The following is a 17,817-nucleotide window of genomic DNA, read 5'->3' as shown; positions in this document are numbered from 1 at the left end:
ACAAACATGAAACCTTAACAAAGGTAGAAAATATATTCAGTATTTAAAACTTACAGCACTATGCCAATACCATATACATATCATCCTAAACTGGTTATGCGTACGCCTCAAAATTCCTTACGCACTTCTGTTGGTACCGAAAATGATTTTTTACAACAGTTGCTGAAAGACAAGAATTTTTTGGAAGCATTATTCCTTGCCTCACCGGTATTACATGAAGAGCTTTTAAAATACGCACAGGGTGCTATGTCTGATACAAAGGGTATTAAAAAGCTGATATTTTCCCTTGCCAAATATCACTTACGCATGAGCAGCAGGTGCACACCTTTTGGCTTGTTTTCGGGTTGCGCCGTAACAGCATGGGATGATAATGAAACATCAATAATTATTGATACCGAAAATAAGCTCGACCGGCATACACGTTTTGATATGCACTATCTCTGTGCCCTGGCCCAGCATATTGCTGCACTCCCGTTTATAAAAAGCAAGCTGCTGTATTATCCCAACAGTGCGTTTTATAAAATGGCAGAAGAAATAAGGTATGTGGAATACCATTACAGAAACGGACGCCGCAAGCATATCATCAGCGCAGTACTGGCTTCTGATTATACATTAGATATATTACAGGCAGCAGCAGATGGCATAACTGTGCAGAACATGATTAACCGCCTGGTAGGAGAAGATATTACACAGGAAGAAGCGGCTGAATTTATTGACGAAATAATTGCTGCACAACTTGTAGTAAGCGAAATGGAACCGTCGGTAACAGGCAGTGAATTTTTATACCAGATTATTTCTGTACTTAAAAAAATTAACACTGCGTCTGAAACTGCAATTAATGAGATAACGGGTATGCTGGAGCAGATCAATGCATTAATTAAATGTATTGATACAAATAGTATTAATGACAGTACCGCATACACTGAAATTACAGACTGCCTTAAAAAGCTTAACCTACCTTTTGAACTTAATAAACTATTTCAGTGTGATTTAAATATAAAACTGACTGCAAATAAAATAAACAGCAGCATTAAGACTGAACTTGCAGAGGCACTGAATATTATTAACCTTACCAATAAAACAATTGCAAATCCCAATTTAACTGCGTTTGCCAGCCGGTTCTACGAACGCTATGAAGATGCAGAATTGCCACTACTGGAAGTTTTGGATAATGAAACCGGTATAGGTTATGCTGACCAACATACCGGAAATATAACACCCTTACTGGATGGAATGGCTATTGCCGGTACACCTGGCGACAGTAAATTTGAATGGAGTGTAAGAGACAAATTTTTGTTTGGCAAACTGCTAAGTGCAACTGAAACCAGGCAAAATGTAATTGAGTTTCAAGAGCCTGATTTTAAAGATTTTAAAAACGGCTGGGACAGCCTGCCACCTTCTCTTTCCGTAATATTCCGCTTGCTGGATGATGATCGTATTTTGCTGGAAAACAGCGGCTCGTCCAGTGCAGCAAATCTTTTGGCAAGATTTGCCCATGGTAATAAAGATATCCATGCTATAATTGACGACGTAGTGAAAGATGAGGATGAAAAAAACCCTTCTGTTATTTTTGCAGAAATTGTACATCTTCCTGAGAGCAGAATTGGAAATATTTTATTGCACCCTTCGTTCAGAAAATATGAGATACCCTTTTTATCGAAGTCTGCTGTAACTGCTGATTGCCAGATCGCCTTAGGTGATTTGATGGTAAGTGTAAAAGCGAACACTGTTTTTTTACGGTCAAAAAAACTGAATAAAATTATTATACCCAGGTTAAGTTCTGCACACAACTATAGTTTTGGTGCCCTACCTATTTACCAGTTTTTAGCCGACTTGCAATTACAGGGAAAACAAGCTGGTATTCTTTTTAACTGGGGAATTTTGGAAAACCAGTTTAAGCAATTACCAAGAGCTGTTTACAAAAACGTGGTGCTTAAAGAAGCCCAGTGGAATTTTGTAAAAAAAGATATTGAAATGCTGCTTAATAAGCAGGACAACGATTTTACTATTGCAATTAACCAGTTTAAAGAAACATGGCGGTTGCCATCACTTATTGTACTGGCAGATGGTGATAATGAATTACTGATTAACCTGCACGATAAGTTGATGGTAGATGTTTGGCTGGAAGCTGTAAAAAACAGGGGTAGTTTTATCATTAAAGAATTTTTAGGTGGAACAAAAAGCAGTGCGGTTAAAGACAGTACAGGAAATTTATATGCCAACCAGTTTATTGCCGTGCTGATGCGTAATACCGCTGCTTACAATTTTCCGGAACCGCAAAAGGAAATGCTGTTGATTACTGACACGCAAAAGAACTTTACACTGGGTACAGAATGGGTTTATTATAAATTGTATTGCGGCCATAAAACAGCAGATACTGTTTTGCAAAGCGTAATACAACCACTGGTGCAGCAACTAACCGCAAATAATATCATCGACTCTTTTTTCTTCATCCGGTATAATGATCCTCATTTTCACCTTCGTGTACGTTTTCATATTACCACTATAGAAAATCTAGGCATTTTATTAAAACAAGTGCAGCAGCATTTAGAACCGTTTTTGCAACAACGGCTTATCTGGAATATTCAGAACGATACGTATAAAAGAGAAATAAACCGGTACGGCCACCAAACCATTACGGAGGCAGAAAAACTTTTTTTTCACGATAGTCTTGCCGTATTAAAATTTCTGGACCAAACCGAAGGAGATAACAGGGAACAGTTGCGCTGGCAATGGACCTTCAGGGCAATAGATGAATGGTTGAATGCCTTTAATTATACAACAGCACAAAAAATGGCATTGCTGGAGCTTTTGAAAACATCTTACCATACTGAATTCAATTCGAATAAATTTCTTAAAGAATTTCTTGGTAACAAATACAGGGCGCATAAAACTGCTATAGAACAAATCATGAATACTGCGATTGATGAAACCCATCCCCTGTTTTCACTGGTTAAAATTCTAAAAGAAAAAACTGTGGCAATGCGGCCTGTGTTGATGACAATGTTAGAAAAGGAGAAAACAAAAAATGCGTCTCCTGCGCTATCAGAAACAATGGCCAGTTACATACACATGCTGGTAAACCGCATTGTTACCAGTAGTCCCCGGGAACATGAGTTGGTTATATACGATCTGTTACATTGCTTTTACAAATCCAGGGTTGCAAGGGAGAAAGCGGCTGACAAAAATATAGTGGCATTAAAAATGGCGGTTTAATAACAAAAAAAAATTCACATGTTTAAGTTTCCTCATTATAAACAGTACGACGAAATGGATTGCGGACCATCCTGCCTGCGCATTATATGTAAATTCTATGGCAAAACATTTTCGCTGGAGTATTTCAGGTCACTTACATTTACAAGCCGGTCCGGAACCAGTATGCTTTCTTTAAGTAAGGCAGCCGAGAAATTAAAACTCCGCACCATGGCTGCCAAACTTTCTTTTGATGATTTAACGGAAACACAACCCTTTCCCTGCATTGCGTACTGGAATCAAAAACATTTCCTGGTAATATACAAGATCAAAAAAAATAAGATTTATGTGTCTGATCCGGCACACGGCCTGTTAACCTACAACAAAGAAGAGTTTTTAAAATCCTGGTGTATTGATAATGATAAAGGCATTATTTTATCATTGGAACCAACCTCCGAATTTCACGACGAACCCGATGAGAAACAAACCAGCTCTGAAAAAAATTTTGGCAGCATATTTAAATATGTTTTAAAATATAAAAGGGAAATGGTGCAAATAATAGCGGGACTAGTAGTAGCAAGCTTATTGCAGGTTTTCTTTCCTTTTTTAACCAAAAGCGTTGTAGATATTGGCATTTATAACCGGGACATGCAGTTTATTTATATGGTGCTGCTGGCTCAATTGATGGTTTTTTTAGGTAAAACAGCTATCGAGGTTTTAAGAAGTTATATGCTGCTTCATGTGAGCACCAGGGTTAATATTCACCTGCTTTCCGATTTCTTTATAAAACTGATGCGCCTGCCATTGGGATATTTTGATGCCAAGATGGTGGGAGATACCATTCAGCGTATAAGCGATCACAGAAGAGTAGAGAGTTTTTTTACTTCCGGTGCAATTAATTCCATTTTTTCCCTGTTGTCGTTATTGGTTTTTGGCGGTGTTTTAGCATTATACAGCCCGTTTATTTTTGCTGTTTTTTTAGCAGGTAGCCTGTTGTATATTTTATGGATCACACTCTTTATGAAAAAACGTGCGGCACTGGATTACAAACTTTTTGCACAAATGAGTGCCAACCAGGAAAAAAATTATGAAATGATAGTTGGCATGCAGGAAATAAAACTGCATAATGCAGAGCAGAAAAAAAGATGGCAGTGGGAATTATTACAAATAAAACTGTTTAAAATTAATATTAAATCGCTTTCCTTAAAGCAGTGGCAGTCCGGTGGCGCTGTGGTTATTAATGAGCTTAAAAATATTATCATCACAATTGTAGCAGCCGGCCTTGTAGTAAAAGGTAGTGTGTCCCTTGGTGTTATGCTTTCTGTTTCCTATATAATCGGCCAGCTCAATTCGCCTATTTTACAACTGGTGGAATTTTTTCAGTCATACCAGGATACAACGTTAAGCCTGAATCGTATTAACGAGATCCATAATAAACCGGATGAAGAAAACATTTACGACCAGAAGATCACAGATATTCAGAGTGGCGATATATGCATCGAAAACCTCTCGTTTAAATATGATAATAACCCGGTTACTCCTTTTGTTTTAAAAGATATTAATATCACTATTCCGGCAAATAAGGTAACAGCTATAGTAGGCAGCAGTGGTAGTGGTAAAACAACGCTTTTAAAACTACTGATGAAATTTTATGAACCCACCACCGGAACCATTACAATTGGTAACCAGCAGTTCGGCAGCTTATCTAACAGTAAATGGCGTGATAAATGCGGCGTGGTAATGCAGGAGGGGTATATTTTTAACGATAGCATTGAAAGCAATATAGCCGTAGGCGATGATTTGATTGATATTATAAAACTCGAAAATGCAGCACGTATTGCCAATATCCAGGATTTTATTAAAACATTGCCGATGGGTTATAAAACCAAAATAGGCAACAACGGAATGGGCATCAGTACCGGGCAAAAACAAAGAATATTAATTGCCAGGGCCATTTATAAAAATCCGGATGTATTGTTTTTTGATGAAGCCACCAGTGCGCTGGATGCTAAAAATGAAAAGCTGATCACCGAAAACCTGAATGCAATATTCAAAAACAAAACTGTGGTTATAATTGCACACCGGCTAAGCACTGTAAAAAATGCGGATAATATCCTGGTACTGCAAAACGGAAGTATTTCAGAATCGGGCCACCATAAAAAGCTGATCACCGAAAAAGGATTTTACTACAACCTGGTGAGCAATCAACTTGAATTAGGTACCTGATCATTAACATTTAAACTGGTAAAAATATGCCTGGTCAAAATAATCAAACGCCGTTATATAATGATTTGGATGAAGTATTGAATAAACCTCCTAAAAGATTGGTACGATATGGAAATATGCTGCTGTTATTGGTAATTATAATGGTTTGCTGTATTTCTCTCATTGTTAAACATGAAGATATAATCGGGTGTAGTGCAACAATTCTTCCTGAACATTTTGCAATTATACGATCGCCGCAAATAAAAACAACGGTAGAAAAATTTTACTTGAAACGAGATACACTGTTACATAAAGGCGACACTATTGTGGTATTAAAACCCGGGATGGCAACAGGTGCAGATAGTGCTTTGTCAAACGTAATAGCTATAACAACGCCCTATGATTGCAAGGTTTTATTGAGGCGAATGCCACAACAAGGAGAAATATTGCAACCTGCAACATCGCTTGTAAGTATAGCTGGTGCCCAAAATAAATTTGATGTGCAACTGGAGATACCGGAAGCATATATTCAAAAAGTACAACTAGGTTCAGCAGTAAAATTCAATGGCGGCTTTTTGTCCGGTGGCTTGCATGGAGAACCGGTTTGCACAATAATCTCCACTCCTTACTTTGATACCATTTCAAAAAAGATGATTGCAGATGCCCGGCTGGTATTTATCTCAAACAATAATACTTCACCAAAACCAAATTTTATTTTTAAACAAACTATGGCAGCAGGTATTGTTTCAGGAAAGAAAAGCCTTGCTGCAGCATTTACAGAGTTTCACTAAAATCTGATTGACAACAATACATTGAATAATCATTAAACCATACAAACATGAAACAAAAAAAAAGCAGGTTGAGTTTAAAGAAAAAAACAGTGCTTGCATTTAAAAACAACCGTAATTCTTTACTAACCACCACGGGTGTAGAGTATTGCACACTGTCCGTTCAAACACTTGAAAGCTGTGTAACTAAAAAAGCAAACCAGTAGGGCAAATGCCCCATAGCAAGGGGCATTTGTTTTTTAAAAACATGAACACACTTAAGCCATATCCATTAATAGACGGGTATACCCATTCAATCAGCCAGGTAATTTGTTTTTTGCAATTTGCCAGGAGCTGTACGCTTAAGGTGGTGGAAAACTACACAACAGAAGAACTGGATTTTTTACCAGAGGGAATCAGCAACTCAACAGCTACATTACTCAGGCATATTGCAGCATTGGAGTTTCAGTTTCAGCAGGTTACTTTTTACAATCAAAAGCTTAACCAGCAGCAGATGATTGAATGGTATGGTGGCTATGCAACAGAACTTTCGCTTAATTATGTAAAGAACCAACCATTATCTTATTATATCACTTTGCTTGTAACGCAACGCAATACAACGCTGGAACTTTTTAAATTAAAAACAGATGAATGGCTGCTTGCAGATAATCTTATTGTACCTAAAGCAAACAATTTGTTTTTCTGGTATCACCTTGCAGAAGACGAACTGTCACATATGGGCCAGATAAAACTGATTTCAAAAATGCAGGCAAAGGATTATAAAAACATTACGTAAAAATAGTTTCACCTATAGCAAAAGCTGTTTTGCGGATAAAATAAAATAATGGCTATTCATTTTTTTAACTTGTATCTCATAAATTTAAAACTATAAATCATGAACAAAAAGAACCTTACAATCAACAGTGGTAAAAAACTGCAACTTAACAAAACTGTTATTTCTAACCTGGCAATCAGCGACGAAAAAATGAAAATGCTTATTGGCGGCTTAGGTAATACTTTTGACACTTCTAACGCCGGGATAACAAATTGCACATCCTGGCCCACAACAAATGATACTAAATAGTTGTAAATTCAATTATTTAGCAAAACCAAGGGGGTAAACCAGATTTAATACCCCCATCTTTTTTTAACGCTTTTACCGCAAGGTAAAGGCTATTTTAAGTTGAAAGACCGTTGTTATACTATGAATAAGCTGGTATTTATATTTACTTTTTGTTGGGCTTATGTTTTTTTTGCTAAGGCGCAGGAAACAGCACCAACTAACAAAGATGTGGATTTTATTATTCAAAAAATAAAAACAGTTTATGCCGGTTACGATAGTACTATTTATTTAAAGCCCTTTAAAAACGCAATCAAAGAAATTACAGCACAACCCACAACTGATACCCTTTCAGCATATTCAAAGTTAACGGCCCTTTTTAATGACCAGCACCTGGCGCTATATGAACTTAGATTGACAAAAAATATTGATTTAACTGCTTGTTCCACCAATATTACATACTTAAAAAAAGCTGCAGCAGCTCCGCCACAAAAGAATAGCCACGAAGGTTATTGGATAAATGATATAAATACCCAGGTGATATTCCTGAAATATGAAGGCAGGGATGAGTATTCAGGCTATTTAATAGAGTCAGACAAAGATATTCCTGCAGGATACAAAATAATAAAACTCTACAAAAACTTTAATGCCCAAAGAAATGTTGATTATACAGATCCGGTAAGGCAGTTCAGAACAATTACAAAGGCTTATTTCAAAAACAGTACTACATTTTTTATCCGCCCCTTTTCGAAATGGTATAAAATAAAAAATTACAATTCCGGTTATCTTGGCTCTAAAAAACCATTTATTGAAAAACCATCCATTATTGCGCTGGATAGTAATAATGTATTGGTAAAAATGCACGACTTTAGCTCAAGAGGAGTTGCAAGAATCTACGACAGCCTTATTACAGCAAACAAAGATATTTTAGCAAACTGTAAAAATTTAATTATTGATATCAGGAATAATGCAGGCGGCACTATAAATAATTTTTTTTCGCTACTGCCTTTTTTTGGTGATACACCAATTGTTACCGTTGGGGCATTTAAGCTATGCAGCCAGGATTTAATTGAAGATGCTTTGGCCGACAAAAAGTTTTATGCATCAAGGAATGATACCAGTAAAATCAATGACCTTAACAGTGCGGTTAAAAGAATGGAAGCAAACAAAGGGCATTTTATTTATCTGAAACCCGATACAATAATTTTTAAAAAGGAAACATCAAAAATTAAAAATGTTGCGCTGGTAATTAATCACGGCTGCAGAAGCGCTGCGGAATTGATGGTATTATATTTAAAGCAGCAGGCCATTGTAAAAACTTTCGGCGAAAGCACTGGCGGCGCCGTTGACTATCTTGATTTACTAACTTACCGGTTACCGGTAACAAATTATATATTCTGGGTTGGAACAACAAAGCGTGAAATAACAACACAGCAACCAAAATTTGATAACAATGGCATAAAGCCAGATGTACAAATAAATGAAAATACAGAAGACTGGATACAGGTAATAAAGAACTACTATGAGTAAATTAAAATATCATCTTATTGGTGTTGGTATTTATACAGCTACCGTATCTTTTATAGATTTCGGGCTTAACGATAATGTAAACTTCAGCCTTTTTTTTAATGTTTTACTACACCAGGTCTGGGTTTTTTATACAGTCTATGCCTTTCTCTACTTTGTATTTCTTAAAAGCCCCAAAAAGATCTCACTAGGTATATTTTTCTTATTAATCAGCCTGGTGGTTTCTTATGGTTTTGTTTATTGGTACAGGTATGCACAAAATCCCGGTAAACCGATAGATCTTTTTACCAAAAAAAACCTGGTCACCATTATTACCTATTACTTACATTTTTCCTTATATTCTATTGGCTACTTTTTCTTTGAACGTTCGTTGCAAAACCAGCGCAAAGCTGCACTACATGAAAAAAGTATAATTCTAACAGAAAAGAAAAATCTTGAAAACGAAAATAAAATCCTTTTGTTACAGGATGAGAAAGCTACGCTTAACAGTAAATTATTTCAATCAGAAACCAATTTTTTAAGGGCACAGATAAACCCACATTTTCTTCAAAACTGTTTAAACTTTTTATATTCTGATACAAGGAAAACAAATCCTGATGCAGCCGAAGCCATTCTGCTGCTATCTGAACTGATGCGGTATTCTGTAGCAGACAACAGTGCCACCGGCGGTATGGCAATGCTGGAAGATGAATTGAACCAGGTAGAAAGTATTATCAACATCAACCAGTTGAGGTTTAAGGAAAGCCTGAATATTGTTTTTATAAAAGACGGTAATTTTTTAAATAAAAGAATTGTGCCAATGATATTGCTTACACTTGTTGAAAATCTTATTAAATATGGCGATCTTAACGACACCCATAATCCGGCACGAATTAATTGCACCATTAATGAAGCAGAAAACAAAGTGCTGTTTAAAACCATTAATAAAAAAGCATTCGCTGCCGCAACCTCGTCCACAGGCCTGGGCTTTAAAAATATTAAAGAACGGCTTACATTAATCTGGAAAGATAGCTTTACCTTAACCCACGAGGATGCAAATGGTTTTTTTACTGTACACCTGGTAATGCCATTTATTAACGTTAAACCCGTAGGCACTAAAAACTAAAATTGCTCTTATGATAAACTGTTTAATAATTGACGATGAGCAACCCGCTATTGAAATTATAGAAGATTATGTAAAAAAAGTGCCCTACATGAAGTGTGTGGCAACCACAACCAACCCTGTGGAGGGATTGGCAATAATTAATAAAGAAAATATCAACCTTGTTTTCCTGGATATCCAAATGCCTTATTTAACCGGTATTGATTTTGTAAAAGCAATACAGGGAAAATGTAAAGTGATCTTTACTACGGCCTACGATAAATTTGCTATTGAAGGGTTTGAACTTGATATTATTGATTACCTGTTAAAGCCGGTTCCCTTTACCCGGTTTTTAAAAGCCGCCCAAAAAGCTTTTGATATTTTTGAAACAGAGGAAAACAAAAAACCGGCAGCCGGTTTACCAAACTATATAATGCTTAGGGGCGATACCAAAGGATCTTTTGTAAAGGTAGAACTTACAGACATTGATTACATAGAAGCCACTGGTAATTATGTTTGTGTGGTGTGTGGCAACAAGAAAATAATTGCCCATACCAAAATGAGTACACTGGAAAATCTGCTGCCGGCCGAACAGTTTATAAGAGTACAGAAATCATATATTGTAAACATTTTTAAAATAGCTACCATCAACGGTAACTCTATAAAACTAAAAAACAACGAAAAAGCAGACATAATAATTGGAAGTACCTACAAAGAGGCTTTTTTGGAAATAGTTCGTAACAGGCTGGCAGACAATTAATAATATTTTACCTACAATAAACGGCTTTTTACAGCAGCCAAAAGACGGTTTACAAAATATAATTTACTATACGCTGTTATTGCTGAATCTTTGGCAATATGGAAACAGCAACTACTATCCCCGCAATAAATTTAAAAGATACAGCACGGCAAAAAATAAGTGCGATCAATAATATCCTGCAGACAAATACTGCTTACCACCACGGTTTTTTAGGTGGTAGCCTGGGTTTATTATACTATTATTTTAATGCCTATAAAGTATTGCAATCCCCTGCAATTTTAGAAAAAGCCGAAGACCTGCTGGCACAGGTTTTTGAAGATATCAACGAAAGCGGCAGAGGATTAATCGGGGCATCTTTAAGTAACGGTGCAGCTGGCTTTGCCTACACCGTAAATTATTTACAAAAAGAAGGGTTGATAGATTTTGACATAGATGCCGAATTTTCGGATATGGATAGCTTCTTGTTTAATACTGCTGTTGAACAACTGGAAAAAGATGAGATTGATTACTTACATGGAGCACTAGGGGTGCTGTTTTATTTTACAACACGGGATAAGAATTCAGCTACAGCAAAAAAATATATTACTGCACTTACTGAAGCGGTTTGTAATAAAGCGATGGTAAATCAAAATGGATTGTGGTTTAAGAATTACAGTATTGAAAGATTAAAAGACCCAGACACTGCTGATTTGGGTTTGGCACATGGCCTCTGTGGTATGCTGATGATCTTAATGAATGCATGGCCTTTTTTAGATAACAGGCAGTTACTGGAAAAAACAATTATAGCGGGCATCGATTTTGTACTGTCCAATCAAATACCCACCGATCCTGCAGAAGAAGAATTCTCCATATTCCCGGTATCTGTAAATACTGTTACCAATAAAATTACCAGTATAAACAGGCTGGCATGGTGCTATGGAGATTTGAATGTGGTGCTTTTGTTATATCGTGCCGGGCAATTGTTTTTAAACAGCGAATACACAGAAAAAGCCGACGAAGTGGGTATTAAAACACAGGAAAGAAAATCGGGTAAAAACACCTTGTGTACGGACACACATTTTTGCCATGGCACGGCAGGGCTTGCGCAATTTTACCTGTGCTTATACAACGAAAGCGGACACTTTAGCTACTACAGAACCTATGAATACTGGATTGAAAAAACAATAGACCTGGTAGACAATGAAATTGCCAATAATGCATACGCTGCAAATGTTGTGGGAATATTAGAAGGGTGGGCCGGTGTGGCAATGGTACTTACAGAATATATTAATGAAGGCGAAGCAATGAACTGGGGTAAAGCTTTTTTATTGTAAAATTCCTGTATCACTAGCATACTGCTGTTATAGGCTAAAAAATTACCTGCTATGAAAAAATGTAAATTCTTTTTACTGATGTTTTTTCTTTTTAACAACAACTCCTTATTTAGCCAGAATACCGATGCCGCAGCAATGGGTGCTGTAAGACAAAAAATTTCGATCAGGGAGTTCAGGGGAAAGCAAATTACTTTACAGGCAACAGTAAGAGTAAGGCAGATTGATGAAAAAGCAGGCGCCATTTTATTTTTAAAAGTGGTTAAAGAAAACGGACAGCCCGGCGCTGTTTTTTATTCAAACCCATCCATTTATAAAAACAGCTGGAATACCTATTCACTTAGTGGTAAGCTTGATGATGATGCCGACACTTTAAGTTTTGGCAGCCTATTTAGCGGAAAAGCCATTTACAGTTATGATAGTTTTACATTACGGGTAAACGAACAGATAGTACCGTGTAACGATAATGGTTTTGAAAGTACAGAAGATATCAAAAGCTCTCCCTGGGCTGTGCCGCTTTTACCTAAAGGGTTTTTGGTAAATATTTCATCGGCATATGCGTTTGAAGGAAAACATTGCCTTGTTATTGACGGCTCTGGCGGCGCCGAACTAAATACTCCGGGAGAAAACGACCAGGCCGGGGCGGTTGCAAATATTAATGGCGTTAAAATTTATTATGAAATTTATGGTAGCGGAGACCCATTGTTACTACTTCACGGTAACCAGCAGGCAATTGGTGTATTTAAAGACCAGGTAAAAGAATTTTCAAAATATTATAAGGTTATTGCAGTAGATACAAGAGGACAGGGAAAATCTACCAGCGATGATAAAATGTATACGTATGATTTATTTGCAGACGATATGAATGAGCTGCTGAACCAGTTACACCTGGATAGTGTAAATATTGTAGGCTGGAGTGATGGGGGTAATACCGCTTTAATAATGGCAATGAAATACCCGGCTAAAGTAAAAAAAGTGGTAACAATGGGCGCTTGTGTTTTTATTGATAAAACTGTGGTGGACAAAAAAGTTTTTCGCCAGGTAAACACAGTTATTGAAAAACTGAAGAAAGATACCACAGGCAGTAATTTAAATACAATAAGACTATACAATTTATTGATCACAGAGCCCAGGCATAGTTACGAAGACCTTAAAGCAATTTCCTGCCCAGTTTTAGTAATGGCCGGCCAAAAAGATATTATTAAAGAAGCACACACAAAAGGAATAGCAGCCCATATCTCTAAATCCCGGTTATTGATAGCGGCTAAACAAACCCATTATTACCCTGTGGAAAACCCCGCCGCATTTAATGAACAGGTATTAAATTTTTTAAAAGAAAAATAGTCCTTATGAATATCAAAGAGCCATGGCTTTTTTGCATGGCTCTTTTTTATTAGTTTTTGCTTACCAGTCCACCGCATAAGTGATCCTGTTCTTTACCTGCGGATATATTTTACGGTACAATTCATTTAATACATCTTCTTTACGGGGCTCGTTATAATTCCTGTTATTAATAATGGCCCAGTCATTAGTATCTAATGCACGGCTGTCGCCTGTGTAGGTTGCATGCTCTTCTTCCCAGCGGTAATCATCACTGTAACTATTATAACTGATACTTTTGCGACTATTCACATCTGTTATGTTTACATCCATCTGGCCACGGGCTGTAAATGATTGTTTGGTGATGTTGATAGTGGCGCTTACTGTCTGATACTTTGTTTTGCCGCTGGTATCCCTGCCATTTTCAATTTGTTTGCTTACGTTGCGGCTGTAGGTATAAGAGGTTGGCCTTGGTATATTCATATTACGCAAGGTTAAATCCACCACCCAATCAGGTTTAATATTATCTCTTCTTGCTTCCCAATCGGTATAAAATTTAGCAGGGTAACGGCTGGCGTAAGTGCTTCCCAATTCACGTATTAAGGTTTGCTGAAAATATTCGTTACTGTAATTATAACCCGTATTACCCCAACCCGTATTAAAGAAAAAGGAATTATCCTGCACAGGATTAACCACTACATTAATGATCGCATTCTGAAATGCTTCGTCCATTTTTGATTTGGCATCTTTGTAACCATTTACATAATTATCAGATCTTTTAAAATAGTTGTACGATTTTTTAGCATCATCCCTCCTGTCGCTTTGCAAAAATGTTGTGGCCAGCTGATAATAATCTTCAGCAGCTGATTGCCTGGCATCGTAAATATCATTCTGATAATTGGCGGCATTTACCAAACGGCTTGCAGCACCGGAGCTACTGATGGCTTCATACATTTGTTGCAGTGTGCTGTATTCGGCAATCACTTTATCCCAATGGCCGATATCTTTATAAGTTTTATAAGCGCTGATTTTTTTAAGGTGTACCTGTTGCACCCTGTCATAAACAATGGGCAATGCCCTGGTGGCAGAATCATCGCTGCTGTGTTTGTTTAATGTTTTTACAATATCAAACAAGGTCTTATCCTCATCACCCCGGGATAAATAATCCCTGGTGATTTTGCAGGATGTTAATAAAAGTACTGTTGCAGTAATAAGTAAAATTTGTTTCATATTTAGGTTCCTCCTTTACAGCTATATTACAAAGCCGGTGCCATTGAACATAAACGAATTGTTGTTGTATATATTTTAACGTTTGACTATTTATTAACTTAGTAGCCTGACTTCAGTTAAGCAATTTGCTAAACCCCGATCTTACTTCTGTAATATAGTGTGCTAATACAGAACAGCCTGCGTCGGCAAGCATTACCGACCTTAACCTGGCCCAAATACGGAGTAACCCTAAGCCTGATACGGAGTAACCTGCCTTTTGCCCCGTTTTTTTCCTGTTTATAACCCGGTTGTGACTTAACGTTGTAATGTAGTGCTTCAACAGCATTCAGTTTCTAAAAGGCCAACCCTTCTTTACTTTTTTGTTCCTAAAACCCTTCAAACTTTCGCCACTCAGCCTTAAAATTTTGCCATTCATCAATTCCGGACGATTTTATAAAATGCCTGTAATCTGGCCAAACCCTTTACTGTATTGATTTCTGTGCTAAACAGACTAATAGCCAGCACCCACTACTGTAAAAAATATGGTATTATGTGTTGCATAGTACTGAAATTGTATTATCTTTGTGATGTGATAGGGAATAAACCGGTAAAAAACCTTTTCACAACAGTTCTCAGGATCAGCTCACAACAAATCATTTAGCCATGAAAAACTGAGCAGGTCAAAATAAAGTATAGCCATGAATTTTAAAATAAGAAGCCATGAACATTGATAACACAGCCAGCCAGATGCGGAAAGGAGTACTGGAATTTTGTATCCTTTCGGTGATTAAGCAGGGGGAAGCCTATCCTTCGGACATTATCGACAAGATGAAAGCAGCCAATTTCAACTTGCTGGAAGGAACACTTTACCCCTTGCTTACAAGGCTTAAAAACGCAGAATTTTTAACCTACCGCTGGGTAGAGAGCAACAGCGGGCCGCCACGAAAGTATTTTTCTCTAACGGAAAAGGGCGCAGATTTTTACAAAGAGCTGGAAGCAACATGGAACGAATTGTCCAATGCTGTAAAAGCTGTAACAGATGTGGATGCTACCAATAATTTTAACAACAACTTCAACAACCCTTAATTAACAAAAAGTATAGCCATGATTTGTTTTTTAAGCCCAATCAACTAACGAAACAAAAACTATTTAGCCATGAAACAAGTAATCAATATAAATTTCCAGGGACGGGTGGTACCAATAGAAACCACTGCCTTTGAAATATTAAAAAATTATACCGACAGTCTCAGCCGTCACTTTGCCAATGAAGAAGGTAAAGAAGAGATCATCAACGATATTGAAAGCCGCATAGGCGAACTCTTCCAGGAAAGATTAACCAAAGGTGCTACCTGTATTACCGATGATGATGTAAATGCTATCATCAACAGTATTGGCCGCCCCGAAGATTTTGAACCTATGGATGATGCACAACCAACATCTTCTTCGGCATCTTCTTCAAGCACTTACCAGCAGCAATCAACCAATAGCAGCAGCACTTCAACCGGCCACAAAAGATTATACAGAAATGAAAATGATAAAGTATTAGGCGGTGTATGTAGCGGTTTAGCCAACTATTTTAATATAGATGTGGTAATTGCAAGAATCATTTTTGTAGTACTGCTGTTTTCAGGTATCGGGTTTTTAACCTATATCATTATGTGGATTGCTGTACCCAGCACTGCAAGTGCAGAAATTGGCAGCACCAGGAAAAAATTATTCCGTGATCCGGATGAAAAAATGATTGCAGGTGTGTGTAGTGGTATCGGTAATTATTTCGGTATCAATCCATGGATACCAAGAGTATTGTTCCTGTTACCATTTCTTTCTTTCCTTTCCCGCTGGGGCCATTGGGGTGGTTTTTGGGATTTTGGTGATGTGGTTCGTTTCACCTTCAGCCCTACTTCATTAATAGTATATATCATTTTATGGATAGTAATACCGGAAGCAATAACCACTTCGGAAAAACTGGCAATGAAAGGCGAGAAAGTAGATATGAATTCCATAAAAAATTCGGTGATGGAAGAAATGAAAGGTGTGGGCAAAAAAGCTTCCAGCTTTGGTAAAGAAGCCAGCGGTGTAATTAATGAAAAAGCAAAATTGATGGCAGGTGATGTACAGAATTTCAGCAGGCGCAACCGTGGCGGATTAGGTAATGTAATTGCCATGATAGCTAAAATATTTGCCTACTTTATTATTGGTTGTGTATGCTTTGCTCTTGTTGGTGCGCTGATTGCTTTGATAGCAGCAGCCTTCAAGGTATATCCGCTTAAAGACTATTTATTAGCGGGTAACTGGGAAAATGCTTTTGCATGGGGTACATTATTTTTCTTCATCACTGTACCTGTTATTGGTATCATCATCTGGCTGATAAGAAAATTAACGAAATCGAAAACTAATAGCAAGATGCTTCGGTTAACATTCATCTGCTTATGGATAATTGGATGGGTATGCATAGTGTGTTTGGCATCTAACCTAAACAAAGATTTTAGTTACAGAAGTTCTTTGCAGGATGAAGATATTGCTTTGAGCAATCCAAAAGTGAACAAACTGGTCCTTACATCGTCTGTACCTTTTGAAAAATCACATAGCAGATACCGGTGGTCCAGGTTCGATTCTTTTGAAGATTTTATTAATGAAGACACTATGTATCTTCAAAACATCAAAATAGATTTTATAAAATCACCAGACAGCAGCTTTCACGTATCCATGCTAAAGTCAGCAAGAGGCTACTCTAAACAAAATGCAAATGAGTTAGCCAGTAAGGTACTTTACAATATTAAACAAAATGACAGCCTGTTGGTTTTTGATAAAGGGATAGCAGTAAACAAAACAGACAAAATCAGAAACCAGAATGTATTTATTACCGTGTACGTACCTATTGGCAAACAGGTAAGGGTGAATAATAATTTCGAAAGAAAATTATACTACAATGGCCGCTTCTTAAATATCAGTTTTGATGACAGGGACGATTATTATGATAATGATAATGAAAATTCAAGATGGCAAAGCGATGTAGACTACATCATGAAGGTAGATGGTCTGTATACTTTAGATGGAAGAAAAGCTGACGGATGGAACGATAGAGATGGAAACAGGCAGAAGGAAAAAAAGAATAAACGCAGTGGCAGTTATCGTTATGATAACATTCAGGACTCTTTAGAAAGAAGGCAGGACTCCATAGAAAATAGAAATCAGCAGAAAATAGATTCTATTGAAAGAAGAACACAACATATTAAAGACTCGATAGACAGGCAATCTGAAAAAGAAAAAAGTAAATTGGAAAACAGCAACGGCAGTGTACAAAATAATGAGCCCGGGGATTTAAGTACCATCATAACACCAGGGGTTAATATTTTAACCAACATGAATTAAACTATTGCAGCAAT

General features: G+C 37.1%; 14 protein-coding genes. 13 read left to right on the top strand and 1 reads right to left on the bottom strand.

Annotated elements, in window-relative coordinates; genetic code table 11:
- Positions 1 to 60: 60 nt before the first annotated feature.
- The 11 genes from ACQ334_RS19925 to ACQ334_RS19875 all read left to right on the top strand — a co-directional run bounded on the left by ACQ334_RS19925 (position 61) and on the right by ACQ334_RS19875 (position 13,246).
- Positions 61 to 3,216 (top strand): lantibiotic dehydratase, encoded by a 3,156-nt coding sequence (locus ACQ334_RS19925; RefSeq protein WP_430990026.1) that lies wholly within the window; start codon positions 61 to 63, stop codon positions 3,214 to 3,216.
- An 18-nt stretch (positions 3,217 to 3,234) separates the two neighbouring features.
- Positions 3,235 to 5,418, top strand: a complete 2,184-nt coding sequence (locus tag ACQ334_RS19920; protein WP_430990025.1) for a peptidase domain-containing ABC transporter — start codon at positions 3,235 to 3,237, stop codon at positions 5,416 to 5,418.
- Between the two features lie 26 nt (positions 5,419 to 5,444).
- Positions 5,445 to 6,188, top strand: a complete 744-nt coding sequence (locus tag ACQ334_RS19915) for an HlyD family efflux transporter periplasmic adaptor subunit (protein WP_430990024.1) — start codon at positions 5,445 to 5,447, stop codon at positions 6,186 to 6,188.
- 47 nt (positions 6,189 to 6,235) lie between these two features.
- On the top strand, positions 6,236 to 6,391 hold the full coding sequence (locus ACQ334_RS19910) for a hypothetical protein (RefSeq protein WP_430990023.1): 156 nt from the start codon (positions 6,236 to 6,238) through the stop codon (positions 6,389 to 6,391).
- 41 nt (positions 6,392 to 6,432) lie between these two features.
- Positions 6,433 to 6,960, top strand: coding sequence for a hypothetical protein (locus ACQ334_RS19905; RefSeq protein ID WP_430990022.1), 528 nt, complete (start codon positions 6,433 to 6,435; stop codon positions 6,958 to 6,960).
- 99 nt (positions 6,961 to 7,059) lie between these two features.
- Complete coding sequence (locus tag ACQ334_RS19900; RefSeq protein ID WP_430990021.1) at positions 7,060 to 7,248, top strand: hypothetical protein; 189 nt, start codon at positions 7,060 to 7,062, stop codon at positions 7,246 to 7,248.
- 120 nt (positions 7,249 to 7,368) lie between these two features.
- Positions 7,369 to 8,754, top strand: coding sequence for a S41 family peptidase (locus tag ACQ334_RS19895; RefSeq protein ID WP_430990020.1), 1,386 nt, complete (start codon positions 7,369 to 7,371; stop codon positions 8,752 to 8,754).
- Positions 8,747 to 9,856, top strand: coding sequence for a sensor histidine kinase (locus ACQ334_RS19890; protein WP_430990019.1), 1,110 nt, complete (start codon positions 8,747 to 8,749; stop codon positions 9,854 to 9,856). Before ACQ334_RS19895 ends, ACQ334_RS19890 begins: the two co-directional genes overlap by 8 nt.
- Positions 9,857 to 9,866: 10 nt before the next feature.
- Positions 9,867 to 10,592, top strand: coding sequence for a LytR/AlgR family response regulator transcription factor (locus tag ACQ334_RS19885; protein ID WP_430990018.1), 726 nt, complete (start codon positions 9,867 to 9,869; stop codon positions 10,590 to 10,592).
- 98 nt (positions 10,593 to 10,690) lie between these two features.
- A complete protein-coding gene (locus tag ACQ334_RS19880) occupies positions 10,691 to 11,905 on the top strand; it encodes a lanthionine synthetase LanC family protein (RefSeq protein ID WP_430990017.1) in 1,215 nt (404 codons plus the stop codon).
- 51 nt (positions 11,906 to 11,956) lie between these two features.
- Complete coding sequence (locus ACQ334_RS19875; RefSeq protein WP_430990016.1) at positions 11,957 to 13,246, top strand: alpha/beta fold hydrolase; 1,290 nt, start codon at positions 11,957 to 11,959, stop codon at positions 13,244 to 13,246.
- Between the two features lie 60 nt (positions 13,247 to 13,306).
- Here ACQ334_RS19875 and ACQ334_RS19870 read toward each other — a convergent pair whose 3' ends face one another.
- A complete protein-coding gene (locus ACQ334_RS19870; protein WP_430990015.1) occupies positions 13,307 to 14,452 on the bottom strand; it encodes a hypothetical protein in 1,146 nt (381 codons plus the stop codon).
- 699 nt (positions 14,453 to 15,151) lie between these two features.
- On the opposite strand from ACQ334_RS19870, the gene ACQ334_RS19865 reads away from it, so the two are divergent.
- Together ACQ334_RS19865 and ACQ334_RS19860 are read left to right on the top strand one after the other, a co-directional pair.
- Entirely contained in the window at positions 15,152 to 15,517 is a 366-nt protein-coding gene (locus ACQ334_RS19865) for a PadR family transcriptional regulator (RefSeq protein WP_430990014.1), read from the top strand.
- A 69-nt stretch (positions 15,518 to 15,586) separates the two neighbouring features.
- On the top strand, positions 15,587 to 17,803 hold the full coding sequence (locus ACQ334_RS19860) for a PspC domain-containing protein (RefSeq protein WP_430990013.1): 2,217 nt from the start codon (positions 15,587 to 15,589) through the stop codon (positions 17,801 to 17,803).
- Positions 17,804 to 17,817 lie beyond the last annotated feature (14 nt).

It is taken from the genome of Ferruginibacter sp. SUN106 (genome assembly GCF_050611765.1).
GTDB lineage: Bacteria > Bacteroidota > Bacteroidia > Chitinophagales > Chitinophagaceae > Ferruginibacter.
Note: the sequence above shows the minus strand (reverse complement) of the source record. Positions and strands in the feature narration are given on the sequence as shown.

Excerpts from the sequence above, each read along its gene's own strand:
- ACQ334_RS19880 (WP_430990017.1), top strand. The coding sequence starts at position 10,691 with ATGGAAACAGCAACTACTATCCCCGCAATAAATTTAAAAGATACAGCA.
- ACQ334_RS19915 (WP_430990024.1), top strand. The coding sequence starts at position 5,445 with ATGCCTGGTCAAAATAATCAAACGCCGTTATATAATGATTTGGATGAA.
- ACQ334_RS19865 (WP_430990014.1), top strand. The coding sequence starts at position 15,152 with ATGAACATTGATAACACAGCCAGCCAGATGCGGAAAGGAGTACTGGAA.
- ACQ334_RS19890 (WP_430990019.1), top strand. The coding sequence starts at position 8,747 with ATGAGTAAATTAAAATATCATCTTATTGGTGTTGGTATTTATACAGCT.
- ACQ334_RS19905 (WP_430990022.1), top strand. The coding sequence starts at position 6,433 with ATGAACACACTTAAGCCATATCCATTAATAGACGGGTATACCCATTCA.
- ACQ334_RS19885 (WP_430990018.1), top strand. The coding sequence starts at position 9,867 with ATGATAAACTGTTTAATAATTGACGATGAGCAACCCGCTATTGAAATT.
- ACQ334_RS19895 (WP_430990020.1), top strand. The coding sequence starts at position 7,369 with ATGAATAAGCTGGTATTTATATTTACTTTTTGTTGGGCTTATGTTTTT.
- ACQ334_RS19860 (WP_430990013.1), top strand. The coding sequence starts at position 15,587 with ATGAAACAAGTAATCAATATAAATTTCCAGGGACGGGTGGTACCAATA.
- ACQ334_RS19870 (WP_430990015.1), bottom strand. The coding sequence starts at position 14,452 with ATGAAACAAATTTTACTTATTACTGCAACAGTACTTTTATTAACATCC.
- ACQ334_RS19875 (WP_430990016.1), top strand. The coding sequence starts at position 11,957 with ATGAAAAAATGTAAATTCTTTTTACTGATGTTTTTTCTTTTTAACAAC.
- ACQ334_RS19910 (WP_430990023.1), top strand. The coding sequence starts at position 6,236 with ATGAAACAAAAAAAAAGCAGGTTGAGTTTAAAGAAAAAAACAGTGCTT.
- ACQ334_RS19900 (WP_430990021.1), top strand. The coding sequence starts at position 7,060 with ATGAACAAAAAGAACCTTACAATCAACAGTGGTAAAAAACTGCAACTT.
- ACQ334_RS19920 (WP_430990025.1), top strand. The coding sequence starts at position 3,235 with ATGTTTAAGTTTCCTCATTATAAACAGTACGACGAAATGGATTGCGGA.
- ACQ334_RS19925 (WP_430990026.1), top strand. The coding sequence starts at position 61 with ATGCCAATACCATATACATATCATCCTAAACTGGTTATGCGTACGCCT.